Source organism: Micromonospora siamensis, from assembly GCF_900090305.1.
GTDB lineage: Bacteria > Actinomycetota > Actinomycetes > Mycobacteriales > Micromonosporaceae > Micromonospora > Micromonospora siamensis.
In genome coordinates this window covers 3,229,187-3,245,054 of record NZ_LT607751.1, presented here as the reverse complement: position 1 = coordinate 3,245,054, position 15,868 = coordinate 3,229,187, and the positions used below count along the sequence as shown (strand labels likewise).

The following is a 15,868-nucleotide window of genomic DNA, read 5'->3' as shown; positions in this document are numbered from 1 at the left end:
ACGGTCACACTCCGGCCGCCGGGAACCTGCCGACCGGGGCGGGGCGCTCAGACCCTGCGCCCTCGCGTTCCGCCGCGATCAGCGGTCGAATTCGTCGCGGGCCGCCTCACCAGCCGCCGGCACGACTCGCCCGGCGGTGGCGGAGACCATGTCCCGCACCTCATCGGCCAGCCGGGCCGAGGTGCCGCCGGCGGCGCGCAACTGGGCCAGCCCGAGCCGTCCGAGGACGACGGCGGTGGCCAGATAGCCGGCGGTGAGACCCGCGGCGGCCAGCCGGCGAGGCAGAAAGGTCTCCAGCATCCGCAGCACGGTGGTCGACGCCGCACCGGCGCCGAGCACCAGGCACCCACCGGCGGTGGCCAGCAGGGCGACGCCCAGGCCGGCCGGGCGGGCCGCCTCGGTCACCTGGCCGCGAACGGCCCTGACCTCCTCCCGGACGACGTCGGCCACGTCCCTGGCCAGCCGTTCCGTCGCGCTGGATGTCGGTCCGTCCCCCTGTCGCCCGTAGCTCTCGTCGCTCATCTCTCCTCCGTCCCCACCCTCGCGAGCCGCTGACGTACCCGGGTGGTCCGGTCGCACACCGCCGTGGGGGCGCTTTCCGGGCCCGGCCAGGTCGAGGGGCCGGAAGCACGGAAACAACACCTTGCCTTTCGACGGCGGACAGACTGGTGAGGTGAGTGTGCCGCCGCGTCTTCGCCGCTCGCGGTGGCTCCTGCCGGTGGCTCCGGGCAGCCGGGTCACCCGCTTGGAGCTCTTCTACGACCTGATCTTCGTCTTCGCGTTCCTCAACGTCACCGGACTCGCCGCCCGACACCCCACACCCCGGTCGCTGTACGCCGGGGCGGTGGTGCTGGCGCTGCTGTGGTGGTGCTGGACCGGCTTCGTCGCCCTGTCCAACACTGTCCGCGCCGATCACGGGGTGATTCCACTGGTCGGGATGGCAATCATGACCGGGGTGTTCGTCCTGGCGATCACGATTCCGCAGGCCTTCGTCGACCAGCCGGACGACCTGCCCGGGCCGCTGGTCTTCGCCGTGGCCTACCTGTTCGTCCGCGCCGTGACCGTGGCCGGCTTCCTGCTCGTCCTGACGTCGGCCGGGCACACCCGCGGGCAGTTCGCCGTCCTCACCGTCCCGGCGCTGGTCGCAGCCGTACTGGTCGTGCTCTCCGTCGTCCTTCCCCGGTGGATCCCCGCAGAGGCGGTCACCGGTACGCGCCTGGCGCTGTGGAGCGCCGCCCTGCTCGCCGAGTACTCCGTCGGGCTGGTCCTGCCGTACGCCCGCTGGTCGGTGGCCTCGGCCGCGCACTGGGCGGAACGACACGGGCTCATCGTCCTCATCGCCCTGGGTGAGGCGGTCATCTCGCTGGGCATCGGCCCCGGCCGTTTCGACCGGCTGGCCCTGACCATTCCCGTGATCGCCGCCTGCGCGCTGGGCATCGTCCTCATCGCCGCCCTGTGGTGGCTGCACTTCGACACCCTGAGCCCGTCGGTGGAGCAGACGCTGCACCGGGTCCGTGACCTGTCGCGGGTGCCGTTGGCCAGGGACGTCTTCACCTATCTGCACCTGGTGCTCATCTTCGGCGTCGTGTCGACGGCGCTCGGGCTCAAACTGGTGCTGGAGACGCTCGCCATGCCGGGAGCAGATCGGCTGCCCTGGTCGGCGGTGGGCACCCTGTACGCAGGGGTGCTCCTCTACGTTCTGGCCGGCGTGGCGATCGGCCTGAGGCTGTCCCGCCGGCCACGCCCCTCCGACCTGACCGCCGCGGCAGTCGTGGTTGCCCTGATCGGGCCGGCGACGTTCGTCGATCCGCTCGTCGCGCTCGCCGCCCTCACCACGGTCTGCTGTGCCCTGGCAGTGGTCCAGCGGTTCACCGGCAAGGTCGCCCGGCAGCGGGTCAAGGCGATGGTCCGCGCGGAGGAGCAGGTGGCGGAGGAGGCCGTCAGCCGCTGGCGCCGCGAACGGCTGTGACGCGGACCTGCCTCAGCCGGTGGCGACGGCACGCTCCCGCTGTGGCGCCACGGTGTACTTCGGGTCCGCCGCCGAGGCGTCGCCGGCGTAGAAGAAGGCGAACTTGGTCAGCGCGGACTCGGCGGCCAGCGCCACACCCCCGGCCGCGTCCAGGGCCCGGCTGCGCCGCACCGCCGACACCCCCAGCAACGCGATGCCCGCCCGGGAGCACCAGCGGGAGGCGCGCAGCAGCCGTCCCGGCCGGCCCTCGGTCAGCGGCTCGGCGACCATCCCGAGCCGGCGGTGCACGGCCCGGTCGAGCGCCTGCGCGGCGACGGAGCCGGCGATGCCGGCGAGCCGCGCCGGGGCGGCCTCCCGGGCCGGGGAGGCGGCGGCGACCAGGCCGCCGGCCGCGGCGAGCGCGCTCGCCCCGAACAGGTACGGCAACTCCCGGTACGCGCCGTGCCAGACCGGCACGGCGGTGTCGGCGATCAGCGTGCCGGTGTACGTGGTCACCGCGGGCGCGACGGCGGTGGCGGCCAGGCCGCTCGGGCGGGCCAGCCGCCCGACCAGCTCCGCCACCGGGGGCGGCAGCAGGTCGGACACCTCGTCGAGCGCCGCGACGGCCACCAGCGGAGCGAACCCGCTGAGCAGCCAGGTGCCGATCGACATCGGCGAGGTCGGCTTGATCACCCGCAGCATGTGCACGAACCGCTTCGGGCGGCCGAGGTCGGCGACCAGGACGGCGAGGGAGACGCCGGTGGCGCCGGCCGAGATGAGCCGGGCGGACCGGCGCATCCCGGCCCGGCCGGTAAGGTCGGCGCCGGCGGCGAGCAGCGCGGCGCCCCCGGCGACGCCGCCGAGGAACAGATAGCCGGCGATGTTGTGCGCCTTCCAGATCGGTGGCTTGATCACCGCCCGCCCGTAGTAGGAGCGGAACTCGGCCGGCGGCACGACCTCCCCACCCCGACCGCCCCGCCGGCCGCCCCGGGAGCCGACCAGGGCGTCCCGTCCGGGCGCGACGTGGTGCAGCCCGTCCCGGCGGACATCACTGCCGGTGCGCTCGCCGGCGGTCATCGCCGGGCTCCGGCGAACGCCAGGAGCGCGGTGACGGCCACGCCGGCCGCCGCGACGACGGTGTGCCGCCACATGGCCGGCAGGTCCCGGGTGGTCACCACCGGGTCGGGTGGGAATCCGTACACCTCGGGTTGGTCGAGCAGCAGGAAGAAGGCGCCGGCGCCGCCCACCCCGTCGTCCGGGTCGGCGCCGTACAGGTGGGCCTCCGGCATCCCGGCGTCGTGCAGCTGGGCGACCCGATGCGCCGCGCGCTCCCGCAGCTCGTCGAGCGGCCCGTACTGGATCGAGTCGGTGGGGCACGCCTTGGCGCAGGCGGGTTCCTGCCCGACGCTCAGCCGGTCGTAGCACAGGGTGCACTTCCAGACCCGACCGTCGTCCTTGCGCTGGTCGATGACGCCGTAGGGACAGGCCGGCACGCAGTAGCCGCAGCCGTTGCAGATGTCCTCCTGCACCACCACCGTGCCGAACTCGGTACGGAAGAGGCTGCCGGTGGGACAGACGTCGAGGCAGGCTGCGTGCGTGCAGTGTTTGCAGACGTCGCTGGCCATCAACCAGCGCAGCTCCGTACGCCCGTCGGGGGTGACCGGCTCCCCGCGCGGACCCGGCACGACCTGCGTGGCGCCCGTGTCGCTGCCCAGCCGCGCACCGTGCCGCTCCCCCAGGCCCGCCGCCACGCTGCGGTGGTTGCGGTCGGTGGAGGTGGGGCCGACCGGCATCAGGGCGACGGCGTTCTGTTGCCGGCCCAGCCGGCGGTCCTGCTCGATGAAGGCGACGTGCCGCCAGGTGTCGGCGCCCAGCATCCCGGTGTTGTCGTACGACATGCCAAGCAGGGAGAAGCCGTCGTCGGGGACGAGGTTCCACTCCTTGCAGGCCACCTCGCAGGCCTTGCAGCCGATGCACACCGACGTGTCGGTGAAGAAGCCCATCCGCGGTGGCGGCTGCGCGTACCCGGAGTCCGGCGCGGGGTCCTCGCGCCCCTCCAGCAGGTTGTCGGTCATGCCCGGTCCCCGTGCCTTTCCGTGGTGCGGTGGGCGGTGCCGGTCGCCGCGTCGATCCCGGCCCGTCCCAGGTACTCCTCGACCAGCCGGCGCCGCTGCGGGCCCCGGGGCCGGCGGCCGGGCCGGATGTCGCAGGTGAGCGCTTTGACCTCCTGGATGTGCACGTCCGGGTCGAGCGCCATGTGGGTCAGGTCGTTGGCGGAGTCGCCGGTGGTGATGCCGTTGCGACCCCAGTGGTAGGGCAGCCCGACCTGATGGACGATCCGGTCGTGGACGCGCACCGGCACCATCCGGTCGGTGACCAGGACCCGGGCCTCGACGGCGCTGCGGGCGGTCACGATGGTCGCCCAGCCGAGGTGCTCCAGGCCGACCGTCGCCGCCAACTCCGGGGACACCTCGCAGAACAGCTCCGGTTGCAGCTCGGACAGGTACGGCAGCCAGCGGCTCATCCCGCCGGCGGTGTGGTGCTCGGTCAGCCGGTAGGTGGTCAGCACGTACGGGAAGACGTCGCTGCCGCTGGGCTGGTACGGGTCGACGTCGCGCCGTCGGCTCAGCTGTCGGGCCGGGTTCTGCTGCTGGCCGTAGAGCAGGTTCGGCACCGGCGACTCCTGCGGCTCGTAGTGGGTGGGCAGCGGCCCGTCGGAGAGCCCGGCGGGCACGTACAGCCAGCCCTTTCCGTCGGCCTGCATGATGAACGGGTCGACGCCGGACAGGGCGTCCTGTCGGAGCGCGCCCTCCGGCGGCCGGTAGTCGGGCGCCTTCGTCGGCTGGAAGTCCGGCACGTCGTGGCCGGTCCACCTCCCCTGGTCGGCGTCCCACCACACGTACGCCTTGCGTTCGCTCCACGGCCGGCCCTGGGGGTCGGCGGAGGCGCGGTTGTAGAGCAGGCGCCGGTTCGCCGGCCACGCCCAGCCCCACTCGGGGGCCACCCAGTTCTGCTCGGTGTGCGGCTTGCGCCGGGCGGCCTGGTTCACGCCGTCGGCGTAGGAGCCGCAGTAGATCCAGCAGCCGCAGGCGGTGGAGCCGTCGGCCTTCAGCTGCTCGTAGGTGGACAGGAACGCTCCGTCCGCCTTCCGGCCGTTGATCTCCTGCAGCACCTCCTCGGCGCTGGGCTCCTCGTGCGGGCCGGAGGTGGAGTAGTTCCAGTTCAGGTCGAGGATCGGGCGGTCCCGGTCGGCGCTGGAGCCGGCCAGTTTCGCCCGGATCCGCCGGCCCAGGTGGTACCAGAACCACAGGTCGCTGCGGGCGTCGCCGGGCGGTTCCACCGCCTTGTGGTGCCACTGCAGCATCCGTTGGGTGTTGGTGAAGCTGCCGTCCTTCTCGGTGTGCGTCGCGGCCGGCAGGAAGAACACCTCGGTGGCGATGTCCTCGGTGCGCAGCTCCCCCGACTCGATCTCCGGGCCGTCCTGCCACCAGGTGGCGCTCTCGATGAGCGCGAAGTCCCGCACGACCAGCCAGTCGAGGTTCGCCATGCCGAGCCGCTGCGCCCGAGCGTTGGCCGAGCCGACGGCCGGGTTCTGCCCGTTGAGGAAGTAGCCCTTGCAGGTGCCGTCGAGCTGCGCCTGCACCGTGCGGTAGGTGCTGTGGTCGCCGGTGATGCGGGGCAGGTAGTCGAAGCAGAAGTCGTTGTCGGCGGTGGCCGCGTCGCCCCAGTACGCCTTGAGCAGGCTGACCGCGTAGGCGCGCATGTTGCCCCAGTAGCCGGTCTCGGCCGAATCGTCGGCGACGTACGCGTCGAGGCTGCCGTGCGAGTCCGGGTGCGGCATCGGCAGGTAGCCGGGCAGCAGGTTGTAGAGGGTGGGGATGTCGGTGCTGCCCTGGATGCTGGCGTGCCCGCGCAGCGCGAGGATGCCCCCGCCGGGCCGGCCGATGTTGCCCAGCAGCAGTTGCAGCACCGAGGCGGCCCGGATGTACTGCACGCCCACCGTGTGCTGGGTCCAGCCCACCGCGTACGCCCAGGCGGTGGTGCGGTCCCGGGTGGAGTTGCGGGTGATCGCCTCCGCGAGTTGCCGGAACAGTTCCTCGGGGATCCCGCAGATCTTCGCCACCATTGCCGGGGTGTAGCGGCGGTAGTGCCGCTTCAACAGTTGGAAGACGCAGCGCGGGTGCTCGAGGGTCTCGTCGCGGCGCAGGTTGTGCAGGTCCGCCAGGGACGCGCCGTGGCTGCCGTGCTCGTGGCCCCGTTCGGTCGCGTGACGCTGGTGGGCCCGTTCGTCACCGGCCTTCGCCGTACCCTGTTCTCGCTTGCCGGCGGAACTCGCCACCCGCACGCCCTCGTACTGCCAGCTGTCGGTGGAGTAGCTCGCGGTGTCGTCGCGCCAGCCCGAGAAGAGCCCGTCGAGGTCCTCGGTGTCCCGGAACTCCTCGTTGATGACCGTGGCCGCGTTGGTGTAGTGCACCACGTACTCGCGGAACTCGAGCCCGTTGCTGAGCACATGGTTGATCAGGCCGCCGAGCAGCGCGATGTCGGTGCCGGCCCGGATCGGCACGTGCAGGTCCGCCAGCGCCCCGGTACGGGTCAGTCGCGGGTCGACGTGGATCAGGGTGGCGCCGCGCGCCTTGGCCTCCATCACCCACTGGAAACCCACCGGGTGACACTCGGCCATGTTGGAGCCCTGCAGCACGATGCAGTCGGAGTTCTGCAGATCCTGCTGGAAGGTGGTGGCGCCGCCGCGACCGAACGAGGTTCCCAGACCGGGAACGGTGGCGGAGTGTCAAATACGGGCCTGATTCTCGATCTGCACCGCACCGAGCGCGGTGCCGAGCTTCTTGATCAGGTAGTTTTCCTCGTTGTCGAGCGTCGCACCGCCCAGCGCCGCGAGACCCATGGTCCGGCGTACCCGCTTACCGTTCTCCTGGTCCGCCCAGGTGGCGGCGCGGGTGGCGATCACCCGGTCGGCGATCATGTCCATCGCCGTGTCGAGGTCGAGGTCTTCCCACTCGGTGCCGTGTGGCCGCCGGTAGCGCACCTGAGTCTGGCGCAACGAGTTGGTGACGAGTTGCTTGGTGGCCGCGCCCTTCGGGCAGAGCCGCCCGCGACTGACCGGCGACGCCGGATCCCCCTCGACCTGCACGACCTGCTCGTCCCGCACGTACACGAGTTGCCCGCAGCCGACGGCGCAGTAGGGGCAGACGCTGGCTACGACCCGGTCGGCGGTCTCGGTGCGGGCCACCAGCGCGTCGCTGCGCCTCGACCGGGCCGCGGCGCCACGGGCCAGCCGGTCACCACCACCGAGCACGGCCAGGGTCTGGCGGAGCACGGGCCATGGCAGGAACGTCTCGCGCAGTCCCATCGCACCCCCTCGCGTCACCTGTCCCGTGTCTACCCGTGCCGGGGGCATCCTCGTGCCGTTTCGCCGGATCCCGCAGGCCGGCCGCCGTGCCGAGAGCGGCCGTTGCCGAATTCGGACGCGGGTAGGCTGCAGCAGGGTGAGCGACGATCCGGGCCGGCGACGCGCCGAGGACGATGCCCGCCTCAACGGCCTCGCCTACCGGCTGGACAAGCCGATGGGCGTCCTGGGGCTGCTCTTCCTGATCCTCGTCCTCGCGCAGGCGGTCGTCCACGACGAGCCGCTCAGCACTGTGCTCACCGTCACCAGCTGGATCCTGTGGGCGGTCTTCGTCGCCGAGTTCACGCTTCGCGCCTGGCTCGCCCGGCACCGGGCCGGCGAGTTCTGGCGACACAACTGGTGGCAACTGATCTTCCTGGCGGTACCGTTCCTGCGCTTCCTGCGGGCGGCGAGCGCACTGCGGGCCGCCCGGGGCGGGGGCGTGGTCGCCGCCGCCATCCGCGGCTCCCGCTCCGCCGGCCGGCTACTCACCGACCGGCTGGCCTGGCTCGCCGTGGTGACCCTGGCCGTCATCCTCGCGTCCGGGCAGCTGCTCGTCGTCACCAACTCCTACCGCAGCCTCCCCCGGGCCCTGCACGACGCGGCGTTCGCCACCATCACCGGCGAGCCGCTGCGCGTGAACGACACGTTCGCGCAGGTCCTGGAGCTGGTGCTGGCCGCGTACTCGGTGGCGGTGTTCGGCACGCTGGCCGGTGCCCTCGGCGCGTTTTTCCTCAGCCGGGAGCGGGCCGACGACGAACGCCGCCAGCCGGAGGAGTGAGCGCCGCCGTCAGGCGCCGGCCGGACCGGGAACCCGGCCGGTCCGCGGCAAGCGTCAGTACACCCAGACCCGCGTCTTCTTCGGCAGGACGTCCTGCGCCCACAACCAGTCCATCGCCGGCAGCGTCACCCGCACGCACCCGTGCGACGCCGGGTACGGTGGCACGCTGGTGTAGCCGTGGATCGCGATCCCCTGCTCCTGGAAGTACTTCGGTCGGTACAGCCGGCCGAGCGGGCCGTCGCGCCAGCCGTCGACCTGCCAGTCGATGGTCCACTTGCCGCGCGGGGTGTCTGCCAGGTACGTGTCGCCCTGGTAGGTGTAGTGCTCGAACGTGCCGGTCGAGGTGTTGAAGATCCGGCTCACCGTACCGTCGTCGACGATCATCAGCAGTTGCCGGTCCAGGTCGACCTCGGCCAGGTGGCCGTCGGTGCTGCGGGCCTCCGGACGCTTCCCGTCGGCGAGCGCGGCCCTGGTCTCCGCCCCGACGATGCCGTCGGGCCGCAGATCCGCCGCCTTCTGCAGCGCGTAGACCGCCTGCTCGGTGAGCAGGCCGAACGTCCCGTCGGACTCGCCCACCCAGTACCCGAGCCGGTCCAGCCGCCGCTGGAGCGCCCGGACCGCGTCGCCGGTGTCACCACGGCGCAGGGTGAGCTTCACGCCGGCCCCTGCGGTGGTCGACGGCGACGGAGCCGACGAGCGCGAAGGCGAGGGCGTGGGCGCCGCGCTGGTCGTGGTGGGCGAGGGCGCCGCGCTGGTCGTGGTGGGCGTGGGCGCGGCACTGGTCGTGGTGGGCGTGGGTGCAGCGCCGGTCGTGGTGGCCGTCGGCGTTCCCGGCGGGGATGTCGCCGGCGCCGCGCTACTCGGACCCGCCGTGGTCGGCCCGGCGTCCCGGGCGTCTCCGCAGCCGGCAGCGAGCATCAGCACGGCGGCGGACGCGATGGACACCCTGATGTGTCGACTCTTCATGATTGGCGTGCCGGGGTCCCGGCCCACCCCCTTCCAGGATCCGGTCGGAGTCTCCCTCTCGCCAGGAGAACCGACCTTTCGGCAGGTATGCAAAATGCCCGAGCGATGGTGCCTACTTCCAGACCTTGACCTCCTGGGCGACGAGCGCCCGACCGCCCTCGAAGTCCCGGAACGCGGCCAGGGGTCCGAGGTCGTAGCGGTCGGACAGCTCCCGATAGGAGAAGTCGATCACGGTGCCACGCGCGGTGACCAGCTGCGGCGGCTCCGCCGTGATCGGCTCGGTCGACAGCACGAGCAGCGTCCCGTCGGTGAAATCCACGTCGCGCACGATGAAGGCGGCGTCCGTGATCACGCGGTCGACCGTCGCGGTCACGGTGAGAGGGCTACCCACCTCCGCCCGGGCGACCGTGCCCAGGCGCACCGTGGAGGTCGGCTCCGGCGCAGGCCGTGGATCCGGGCGGCTGGCGCAGCCTCCGACGAGCAGGCTGATCATCGACAGCAGAACCGTCACCCGACGGGACCGCAGGTGACAGCTCTCCATCCGCGGTTGCTCCTTCACTCGGTGCTGCCGGGTCCGGCCCAGGCGACGGTGGGTTGCAGAACGGCCTCCCGCAGCGCCATGGTCCGCCACCGGGTGACCTCCTGGTACTCCGGGTCGGCCACCATCCGGCTGAACGCCGTCCGGCTCGGATAGTGCACCAGCAGCACCGCGTCCCACGCCTGGCCCTCCTCGGCCACCAGCGCCGGTCCCCCGTCACCGGCATAGAGGACCTCGCCCCCGTAGCGGGGCAGGAACGTCTCCCGCAGGGCGGCGGCGTAACGCTCATAGGACTCCCGTCCGCCCTCGGCGAAGCGCAGGAGGTTGAGCATGACCACCGGGGCGTCGGGGTCGGCGGCGAGGAACCCCTTCAGGTCCCGGCCGGTGGGATCGACTGCCATGACGCGAGCCTCCTGTCGTCTTCGTGACGACATCAGACCACGTACAGCCGGACATTGACGTCGTGCACCCCGGGCACGGCCCAGGCGAGGAGGCGAGCGACGGCCAGCACGTCGACGGAGCCGACCCGCCCCTCCATGATGACCACCCGGTTCTGCACCTCGACGCAGATGCGCTCGCGACGCAGCAACGGGTCACGTTGCATCTGCTCGACGACGCGACACGCCAACCGGGTGTCGATCGCGGCCGGCCCGTCGTCGAACAGCGACGGCTGCCCTTCCGGGAAGGACCACGGGTAGGTCATGACGGCCTCCTGACGTCTCACATCGGCGTTACTCATGGCCTACCCCAAGGGTTCCTCCCGCAATACGACAGATCAGTGACGATCTGCGCCCATCGGCGTGACAGATGGGACGGGCGGGCCGGGCGTACGGCTGGCATGAGGTTTCTCACCACGTCGCCGGCGCAAGTCGGCGGCCTGGACGGGTACGGCAACCACCCATGACGTCGTCATCAGAGGTGGACATGAGCAACGCACCCGCCGTGGTGGATCCGGGCGGCCTGCGCGCCGTGCTCGACGGACCGTGGGCGTGGGTCCGCGACGCACACCGGAAGCACCTCGACGAGCGGTTCCTGCCGGTGTACGGCGAGACCGGCGACCAGGCACGCGAACGGGTCAGTCGGCTGCTCGCCGAACTCCCGGTCGAACTGGGAATCCGTGCGGGCTTCCCCACCGAGTACGGCGGCGGGGACGACGTCGGCGGCTCGATCGTCGCCATCGAGATGCTGGCCCAGGTCGACCTGTCGCTGATGGTCAAGGCAGGGGTGCAGTGGGGCCTGTTCGGCGGTGCGGTCGCGGCCCTCGGGACCACCCGGCACCACGACGCCTACCTGCGAGACATCGTCTCGGGCAGCCTGTTCGGCTGCTTCGCGATGACCGAGACGGGACACGGCTCCGACGTCCAGCAACTGCGCACCACGTGCACCTACGACCCGCAGACGGGGACCTTCGATCTGCACACCCCGCACGAGGCGGCCCGCAAGGACTACATCGGCAACGCGGCGCGAGACGGACGGATGGCGGTGGTCTTCGCCCAACTGATCACGAACGGACGTAAGCACGGCGTACACGCGTGGCTGGTCCCGATCCGCGACGAGCACGGCAACCCGTTACCCGGGGTCACCATTTGCGACGCCGGGCCCAAGGCGGGCCTGCTCGGCGTGGACAACGGACGGCTCAGCTTCGACCACGTGTCGGTGCCGCGGGACATGCTGCTGGACCGGTACGCCCAGATCGCCGAGGACGGGACGTACTCGAGCCCGATCGAGGATGACTCGCGGCGTTTCTTCACGATGCTCGGCACCCTGGTCCGGGGCCGGGTGAGCGTGGGCGGGGCCGCGTCGGCCGCGACCAGGTCGGCGCTGACCATCGCGGTGCGCTACGGCGACATCCGTCGCCAGTTCGGCACGCCCGACGCCGACCGCGAGGTGCTGCTCAACGACTACCTGGCCCACCAGCGCAAGCTACTGCCCGCGTTGGCCACCACGTACGCGCTGCACTTCGCCCAGGCCGAGTTGGTCGCCACGCTCAGCGAGGTGCAGGGCGGTTCCGGGCCGGTCGACGAGCACCGGCAACGGGAGTTGGAATCCCGCGCCGCCGGTCTGAAGGCGGCACAGACCTGGCACGCGACCCGCACCATCCAGATGTGCCGGGAGGCGTGCGGCGGCGCCGGCTACCTGGCCGAGAATCGACTGCCCGGCCTCAAGGCCGACACCGACGTGTTCACCACCTTCGAGGGTGACAACACGGTGCTGTTGCAGTTGGTCGCCAAGGGATTGCTCACCGGCTACCGGGACGAGTTCGGCTCCCTGGACGGCTGGGGACGGGCCTCCTTCGTCGCCGAACACGTCCGGGAGATGGTCCTCGAACGCACCGCCGCGCGGCCGCTCGTCGAACGGCTGATCAGCGCCGTGCCCGGCCGTGACGAGGAGGTGGCGGTCACCGACCGGGGCTGGCAGCTCAAGATCTTCGAGGACCGCGAGCGGCACCGGCTCGACGGCGCGGTCCGCCGCCTGCGCAACGGCGCCGCCACCAAGAAGGACCACCCCTTCGACATCTTCAACGACGTCCAGGACCACGTCATCGCCGTTGCCGCCGCGCACATCGACCGGGTCACCCTGGAAGCGTTCGTCGCCGGCATCGACGCCACCGCCGACCAGGCGGTCCGGGCACTGCTCTCCCGGGTCTGCGACCTCTACGCCCTCAGCGTCATCGAGGCCGACAAGGGATGGCTGCTGGAGCATGCCCGGCTGACCCCGGCCCGCGCCAAGACGGTCACCGGTGTGGTCAACGGCCTGCTCAAGGAGCTTCGCCCGCACATGCGCACACTCGTGGACGGCTTCGCCATCCCGGACGCCTGGCTGAACTGCGCCGTCCTGCGTGAGGAGCCCCGTCGGCAGGAGACAATGGCCGACCACGACGTCGCCGGTGGCCGCTAGCGCCTGCGGCAACGCCGGCTCTCGCGCCCGGCACGGCTGGCCGTGGCGTCGACCGGCAGGCGCTGTCAGGCGGTACCCTGCCGGCCGGTAGGACACATCCGCGCCGGTCAGGAGCCGTCCGAGGGGATGCCGTGAGTTCCGGACCGGATGCCTGCCCACCAGTCGCGGAGGTGCTGAGGGACGATCGGGTCGCTCCGGTAACCGATGTAGCCGTCCGGTCGGATGACGACGGCGCACTCCGTGTCGGCGTCGAACGTGCGCGTGAACGAGCGGTCGACATCGACGATCGCGCACTGCGCGAGGTCTCCGGCACGACCGAGCGCGGCCGTGTCCGCGAGGACCACGAAAGCCTCGATGTACGGGTCGGAGGCGACCTCCGCCACGACCGAGCGCATCCGCTGGTATCCGTCCCGGGTCTTTTCGCGGCCGTCGAACAGCAGGAGCGTGTGCGCCGGCCTGTCGATGATCTCGGCTACCGGGGGCTCGGTGACACGGACCGGCTGTCCGGCGGACGCGGCGCCGCGCAGTTCGCGGCGCCGGCGGCCGTCCGGACCTTCTCCGTGGGTGCGCTCGTCGCCCCGGAGCTGCGCGACGATGGCGCTGTCCTCGTACGACAGTGACAACATCTCCAGTGCGTGCCGGGCGCGGTCGGACACTCCGTCGAAGCTGAGGGCTGTGGCGATGGCGCGGTTGCGCAGCCACACCGCCCAGGGTGACGAGGCCAGCATCGCTCGTGTGCCGCGGCTGGTGCTGCTGACCAGTCGCTGCGCGACCGGTCGCCGTTCGGCCTCGTAGCTGTCGAGCAGTGCGGGGCCGGCGTCGCCCCGCAGGGTCATGGCGAGCTTCCAGGCGAGGTTGCAGGCGTCCTGCATCCCGGTGTTCATTCCCTGTCCGCCCAGCGGGCTGTGTGCGTGCGCCGCGTCGCCGGCGAGCAGGACACGGTGCACGCGATAGGTGTCCGCGACGTGCTCGCGGATGCGGAATGCGGACATCCAGCGCTGCTCGTCGATCGACACCGGCCGCGGGGACCGCTCGTTCAGCCGCTCGAAGTCGGCCAGGGAGAGTTCCGGTCGTCCGGGCTCGGTGCTCCCGGTCGCGATGATCCGCCACCAGCCCTGCTCCAGAGGGAGATAGGCCAGGACGCCGTCGGGGTTGAGGAAGACCCGGCCGGTGTCGTGTGCGGGCACCCCCGGACCCGACAGCCGGGTGTCGGCCAGTAGCCACCAGCGGTCCTGGCCGCCGCCGGCGGTGGAGATGCCGGCGAGCCGTCGCACGGTCGAGTGCACCCCGTCCGCGCCGACGACCCAGGCGAAGTCCTCGGTCCGGGTGGCGCCGTCATGGCTGAGGGTGGCGCGGGCACCGCGCTCCAACTGCTCCAGAACGGTCAGGCTGGTGTCTCGGAGCACATGGACGCCGCGCACGCGGAGGTCCTCGATCAACGTGCGCTCCAGCGCGCTCTGCGACAGGCCCAGCGCGAACGGGTAAGGCGTCGGCGTCCCGCCGAGGTCGAGCGTCGCCACCACGTCACTGCCGGAGCAGATCTCGGCTCGGCGTAGCGGTTGGCCCTGCGCCACCAGGGCGTTCGCCAGCCGTGGACCGAGGACCTCCAGCGTACGCGCCTGGACGGCGAGCGCCCGGGACTGCTCGGCCGGTCCCGGTGCCGCGTCGACGATCGTCACGTCGACTCCGTGGCGGTGCAGTTGTCGGGCCAGGGTGAGGCCGGTCGGTCCGGCGCCGACGACGAGAACCCGTTGCTCAGTCATGCGCGTGCTCCAGTCCGCGATCGGCATCGGTCCGCGCTTCATCTCGCGGCGCGGGTCTCGCCGCGGGGTGTGGGGTGGGCCGGGCCCATGCCCAGATCGTCAGGGCCGCGACCAGAAGGCCCGCAGCCGCGATCAGTACGGCCGTGCCGACGCCGTCGACGAAGGCGTGGTGTCCGGCCGCGACGAGGCGCTGCCCGGCGTCGCCGAGGCGCGAGATCTCCGGTGACTGGGTGAACGCCACCGATTCGAGGGCGCGGTCGGCCGCAGGGCCGGGCAGCGCGGTGACGGCCTCGGCCATCGACGAACGGTAGGCCTGGTTGAGGGCGCTGCCCAGGATCGCGATCCCCAGCGCGCTGCCGAGTTCACGGGCCGTGTCGTTGACGGCTGAGGCCACGCCCTGCTTCTCGGGCGGAAGGCTGGCGGTGATGGCGGTTGTCGCCGGGGTCCCGGCCAGGCCCATACCGGCGGCGAACAGGACGATGCCGCCGACGAAGAGCGGCCATCTCATCTCGGTCTCCAGGAATGACAGGACACCGAAGCCGCCTGCCATGAGGACCAGCCCCACCGGTCCCAGCACCCGGAACCCCACCCGGCCGAGAAGTTTCGGGGCGTTGCGGGCCACCGGCATGAGGACGACCGGCAGCGGGAGCAGCGCGAGCGCCGCCTGCAGGGGCGAGTACTCGAGGACGAACTGCAGGTACTGCAGGACGATGAAGAAGAAGCCGAAGGCCGCGAAGAACTGGGCGGTGATGCTCAGGGAGCCCGCACCGAAGGCCGGGATACGGAACAGCCGCGGGTCGAGCATCGGGTCGCGCCGCCGCAGCTCCCACAGGACGAACCCGACGCCCGCCGCCAACCCCGCCGACAGCGACGCGACCGTCAGCGTGTCACCCCAGCCGCGGGTCGGGCCCTCGATGATGCCGAAGACCAGCCCGGACACGGCGACCAGCGACAGGACCCCGCCGACGAGGTCCAGGCGCGGCGCATCGGCGTCGACGGAGGTCGGCACCACCGCGAGCGTCCCGATCAGTGCCAGCGCCGCAAGGACGACGTTGAGCCCGAAGAACGAGCTCCAGCTGAAGAACTCCAGCAGGATCCCCGAGCCGAACAGGCCGAGCACCGCACCACCACCCGCCATGCCGACCCAGACGCCGATCGCCTGCGGACGCTGTTCCTCTGCGAACGAGGTCGTGATGACCGACAGGGTCGTGGGCATGATCGCCGCCGCACCGAGACCCATGGTCGCGCGCACCCCGATGAGGGCCTGCGGGTCGGTGGTGAACAGCCCCACCACGGCGGCTGACCCGAAGACGATCAACCCGATCACGAGCAGTGGCCGCCGCCCGTAGCGATCCCCCAGGGCGCCTGCGAACAGCAAGAGGCCCGCGAAGACGACCGTGTACGCGTCCACGATCCAGGTGAGCTCGGTCTGGGTCGCCCCGGTGTCGCGAGCGATGCTCGGCAGGGCCACGTTGAGGCCACTGACGGCGGAGACCACGGTCATCAGCGCCAGGGCGACGACGACCAGGACGGCACGGGCACGCGCCGCAGAGATCACAGGGGGTGCAGA

Annotated in this window: 13 protein-coding genes; 3 read left to right on the top strand and 10 right to left on the bottom strand. The window is 71.8% G+C overall.

The genetic code is table 11. The features are described from left to right. Positions 1–78: 78 nt before the first annotated feature. Complete coding sequence (locus tag GA0074704_RS14905; protein ID WP_088971073.1) at positions 79–522, bottom strand: phage holin family protein; 444 nt, start codon at positions 520–522, stop codon at positions 79–81. A 196-nt stretch (positions 523–718) separates the two neighbouring features. Between GA0074704_RS14905 and GA0074704_RS14900 the strand changes: the two genes are divergently transcribed. Then, positions 719–1,969, top strand: coding sequence for a low temperature requirement protein A (locus tag GA0074704_RS14900; RefSeq protein WP_157743684.1), 1,251 nt, complete (start codon positions 719–721; stop codon positions 1,967–1,969). 12 nt (positions 1,970–1,981) lie between these two features. Here GA0074704_RS14900 and nrfD read toward each other — a convergent pair whose 3' ends face one another. Genes nrfD through fdh form a run of 3 tightly spaced genes read right to left on the bottom strand, consistent with a single transcriptional unit; the run spans position 1,982 to position 7,316 of the window. Then, on the bottom strand, positions 1,982–3,025 hold the full coding sequence (nrfD, locus tag GA0074704_RS14895; RefSeq protein WP_088971071.1) for an NrfD/PsrC family molybdoenzyme membrane anchor subunit: 1,044 nt from the start codon (positions 3,023–3,025) through the stop codon (positions 1,982–1,984). After that, positions 3,022–4,023 carry a 4Fe-4S dicluster domain-containing protein gene (locus tag GA0074704_RS14890; RefSeq protein WP_088971070.1) on the bottom strand — a complete coding sequence of 334 codons (1,002 nt, stop codon included), beginning with the start codon at positions 4,021–4,023 and terminating at the stop codon, positions 3,022–3,024. Before GA0074704_RS14890 ends, nrfD begins: the two co-directional genes overlap by 4 nt. Then, the gene (fdh, locus tag GA0074704_RS14885; RefSeq protein WP_269458897.1) at positions 4,020–7,316 is read right to left on the bottom strand and encodes a formate dehydrogenase; all 3,297 of its coding nucleotides are present in this window, start codon (positions 7,314–7,316) and stop codon (positions 4,020–4,022) included. The genes GA0074704_RS14890 and fdh overlap by 4 nt, the downstream gene beginning before the upstream one ends. Positions 7,317–7,452: 136 nt before the next feature. Between fdh and GA0074704_RS14875 the strand changes: the two genes are divergently transcribed. Further along, on the top strand, positions 7,453–8,133 hold the full coding sequence (locus GA0074704_RS14875) for a hypothetical protein (protein ID WP_197697532.1): 681 nt from the start codon (positions 7,453–7,455) through the stop codon (positions 8,131–8,133). Positions 8,134–8,187: 54 nt separating this feature from the next. Here the strand turns inward: GA0074704_RS14875 and GA0074704_RS14870 are convergent, their stop codons facing one another. The 4 genes from GA0074704_RS14870 to GA0074704_RS14855 form a co-directional block, all read right to left on the bottom strand. Further along, positions 8,188–8,790, bottom strand: coding sequence for a L,D-transpeptidase family protein (locus GA0074704_RS14870; RefSeq protein ID WP_231926445.1), 603 nt, complete (start codon positions 8,788–8,790; stop codon positions 8,188–8,190). 421 nt (positions 8,791–9,211) lie between these two features. Further along, positions 9,212–9,451 (bottom strand): hypothetical protein, encoded by a 240-nt coding sequence (locus GA0074704_RS28805; RefSeq protein ID WP_157743683.1) that lies wholly within the window; start codon positions 9,449–9,451, stop codon positions 9,212–9,214. A gap of 203 nt (positions 9,452–9,654) precedes the next feature. Beyond that, complete coding sequence (locus GA0074704_RS14860) at positions 9,655–10,038, bottom strand: DUF1330 domain-containing protein (protein WP_088971066.1); 384 nt, start codon at positions 10,036–10,038, stop codon at positions 9,655–9,657. Between the two features lie 32 nt (positions 10,039–10,070). Then, positions 10,071–10,340, bottom strand: coding sequence for a BON domain-containing protein (locus tag GA0074704_RS14855; protein ID WP_157743682.1), 270 nt, complete (start codon positions 10,338–10,340; stop codon positions 10,071–10,073). 221 nt (positions 10,341–10,561) lie between these two features. On the opposite strand from GA0074704_RS14855, the gene GA0074704_RS14850 reads away from it, so the two are divergent. Then, on the top strand, positions 10,562–12,535 hold the full coding sequence (locus tag GA0074704_RS14850) for an acyl-CoA dehydrogenase family protein (RefSeq protein ID WP_088971064.1): 1,974 nt from the start codon (positions 10,562–10,564) through the stop codon (positions 12,533–12,535). A 107-nt stretch (positions 12,536–12,642) separates the two neighbouring features. On the opposite strand, the gene GA0074704_RS14845 is transcribed toward GA0074704_RS14850, so the two are convergent. Together GA0074704_RS14845 and GA0074704_RS14840 are read right to left on the bottom strand one after the other, a co-directional pair. Then, a complete protein-coding gene (locus GA0074704_RS14845) occupies positions 12,643–14,325 on the bottom strand; it encodes an FAD-dependent oxidoreductase (protein WP_157743681.1) in 1,683 nt (560 codons plus the stop codon). Next, a complete protein-coding gene (locus GA0074704_RS14840; RefSeq protein ID WP_197697531.1) occupies positions 14,291–15,856 on the bottom strand; it encodes an MFS transporter in 1,566 nt (521 codons plus the stop codon). Before GA0074704_RS14840 ends, GA0074704_RS14845 begins: the two co-directional genes overlap by 35 nt. Positions 15,857–15,868 lie beyond the last annotated feature (12 nt).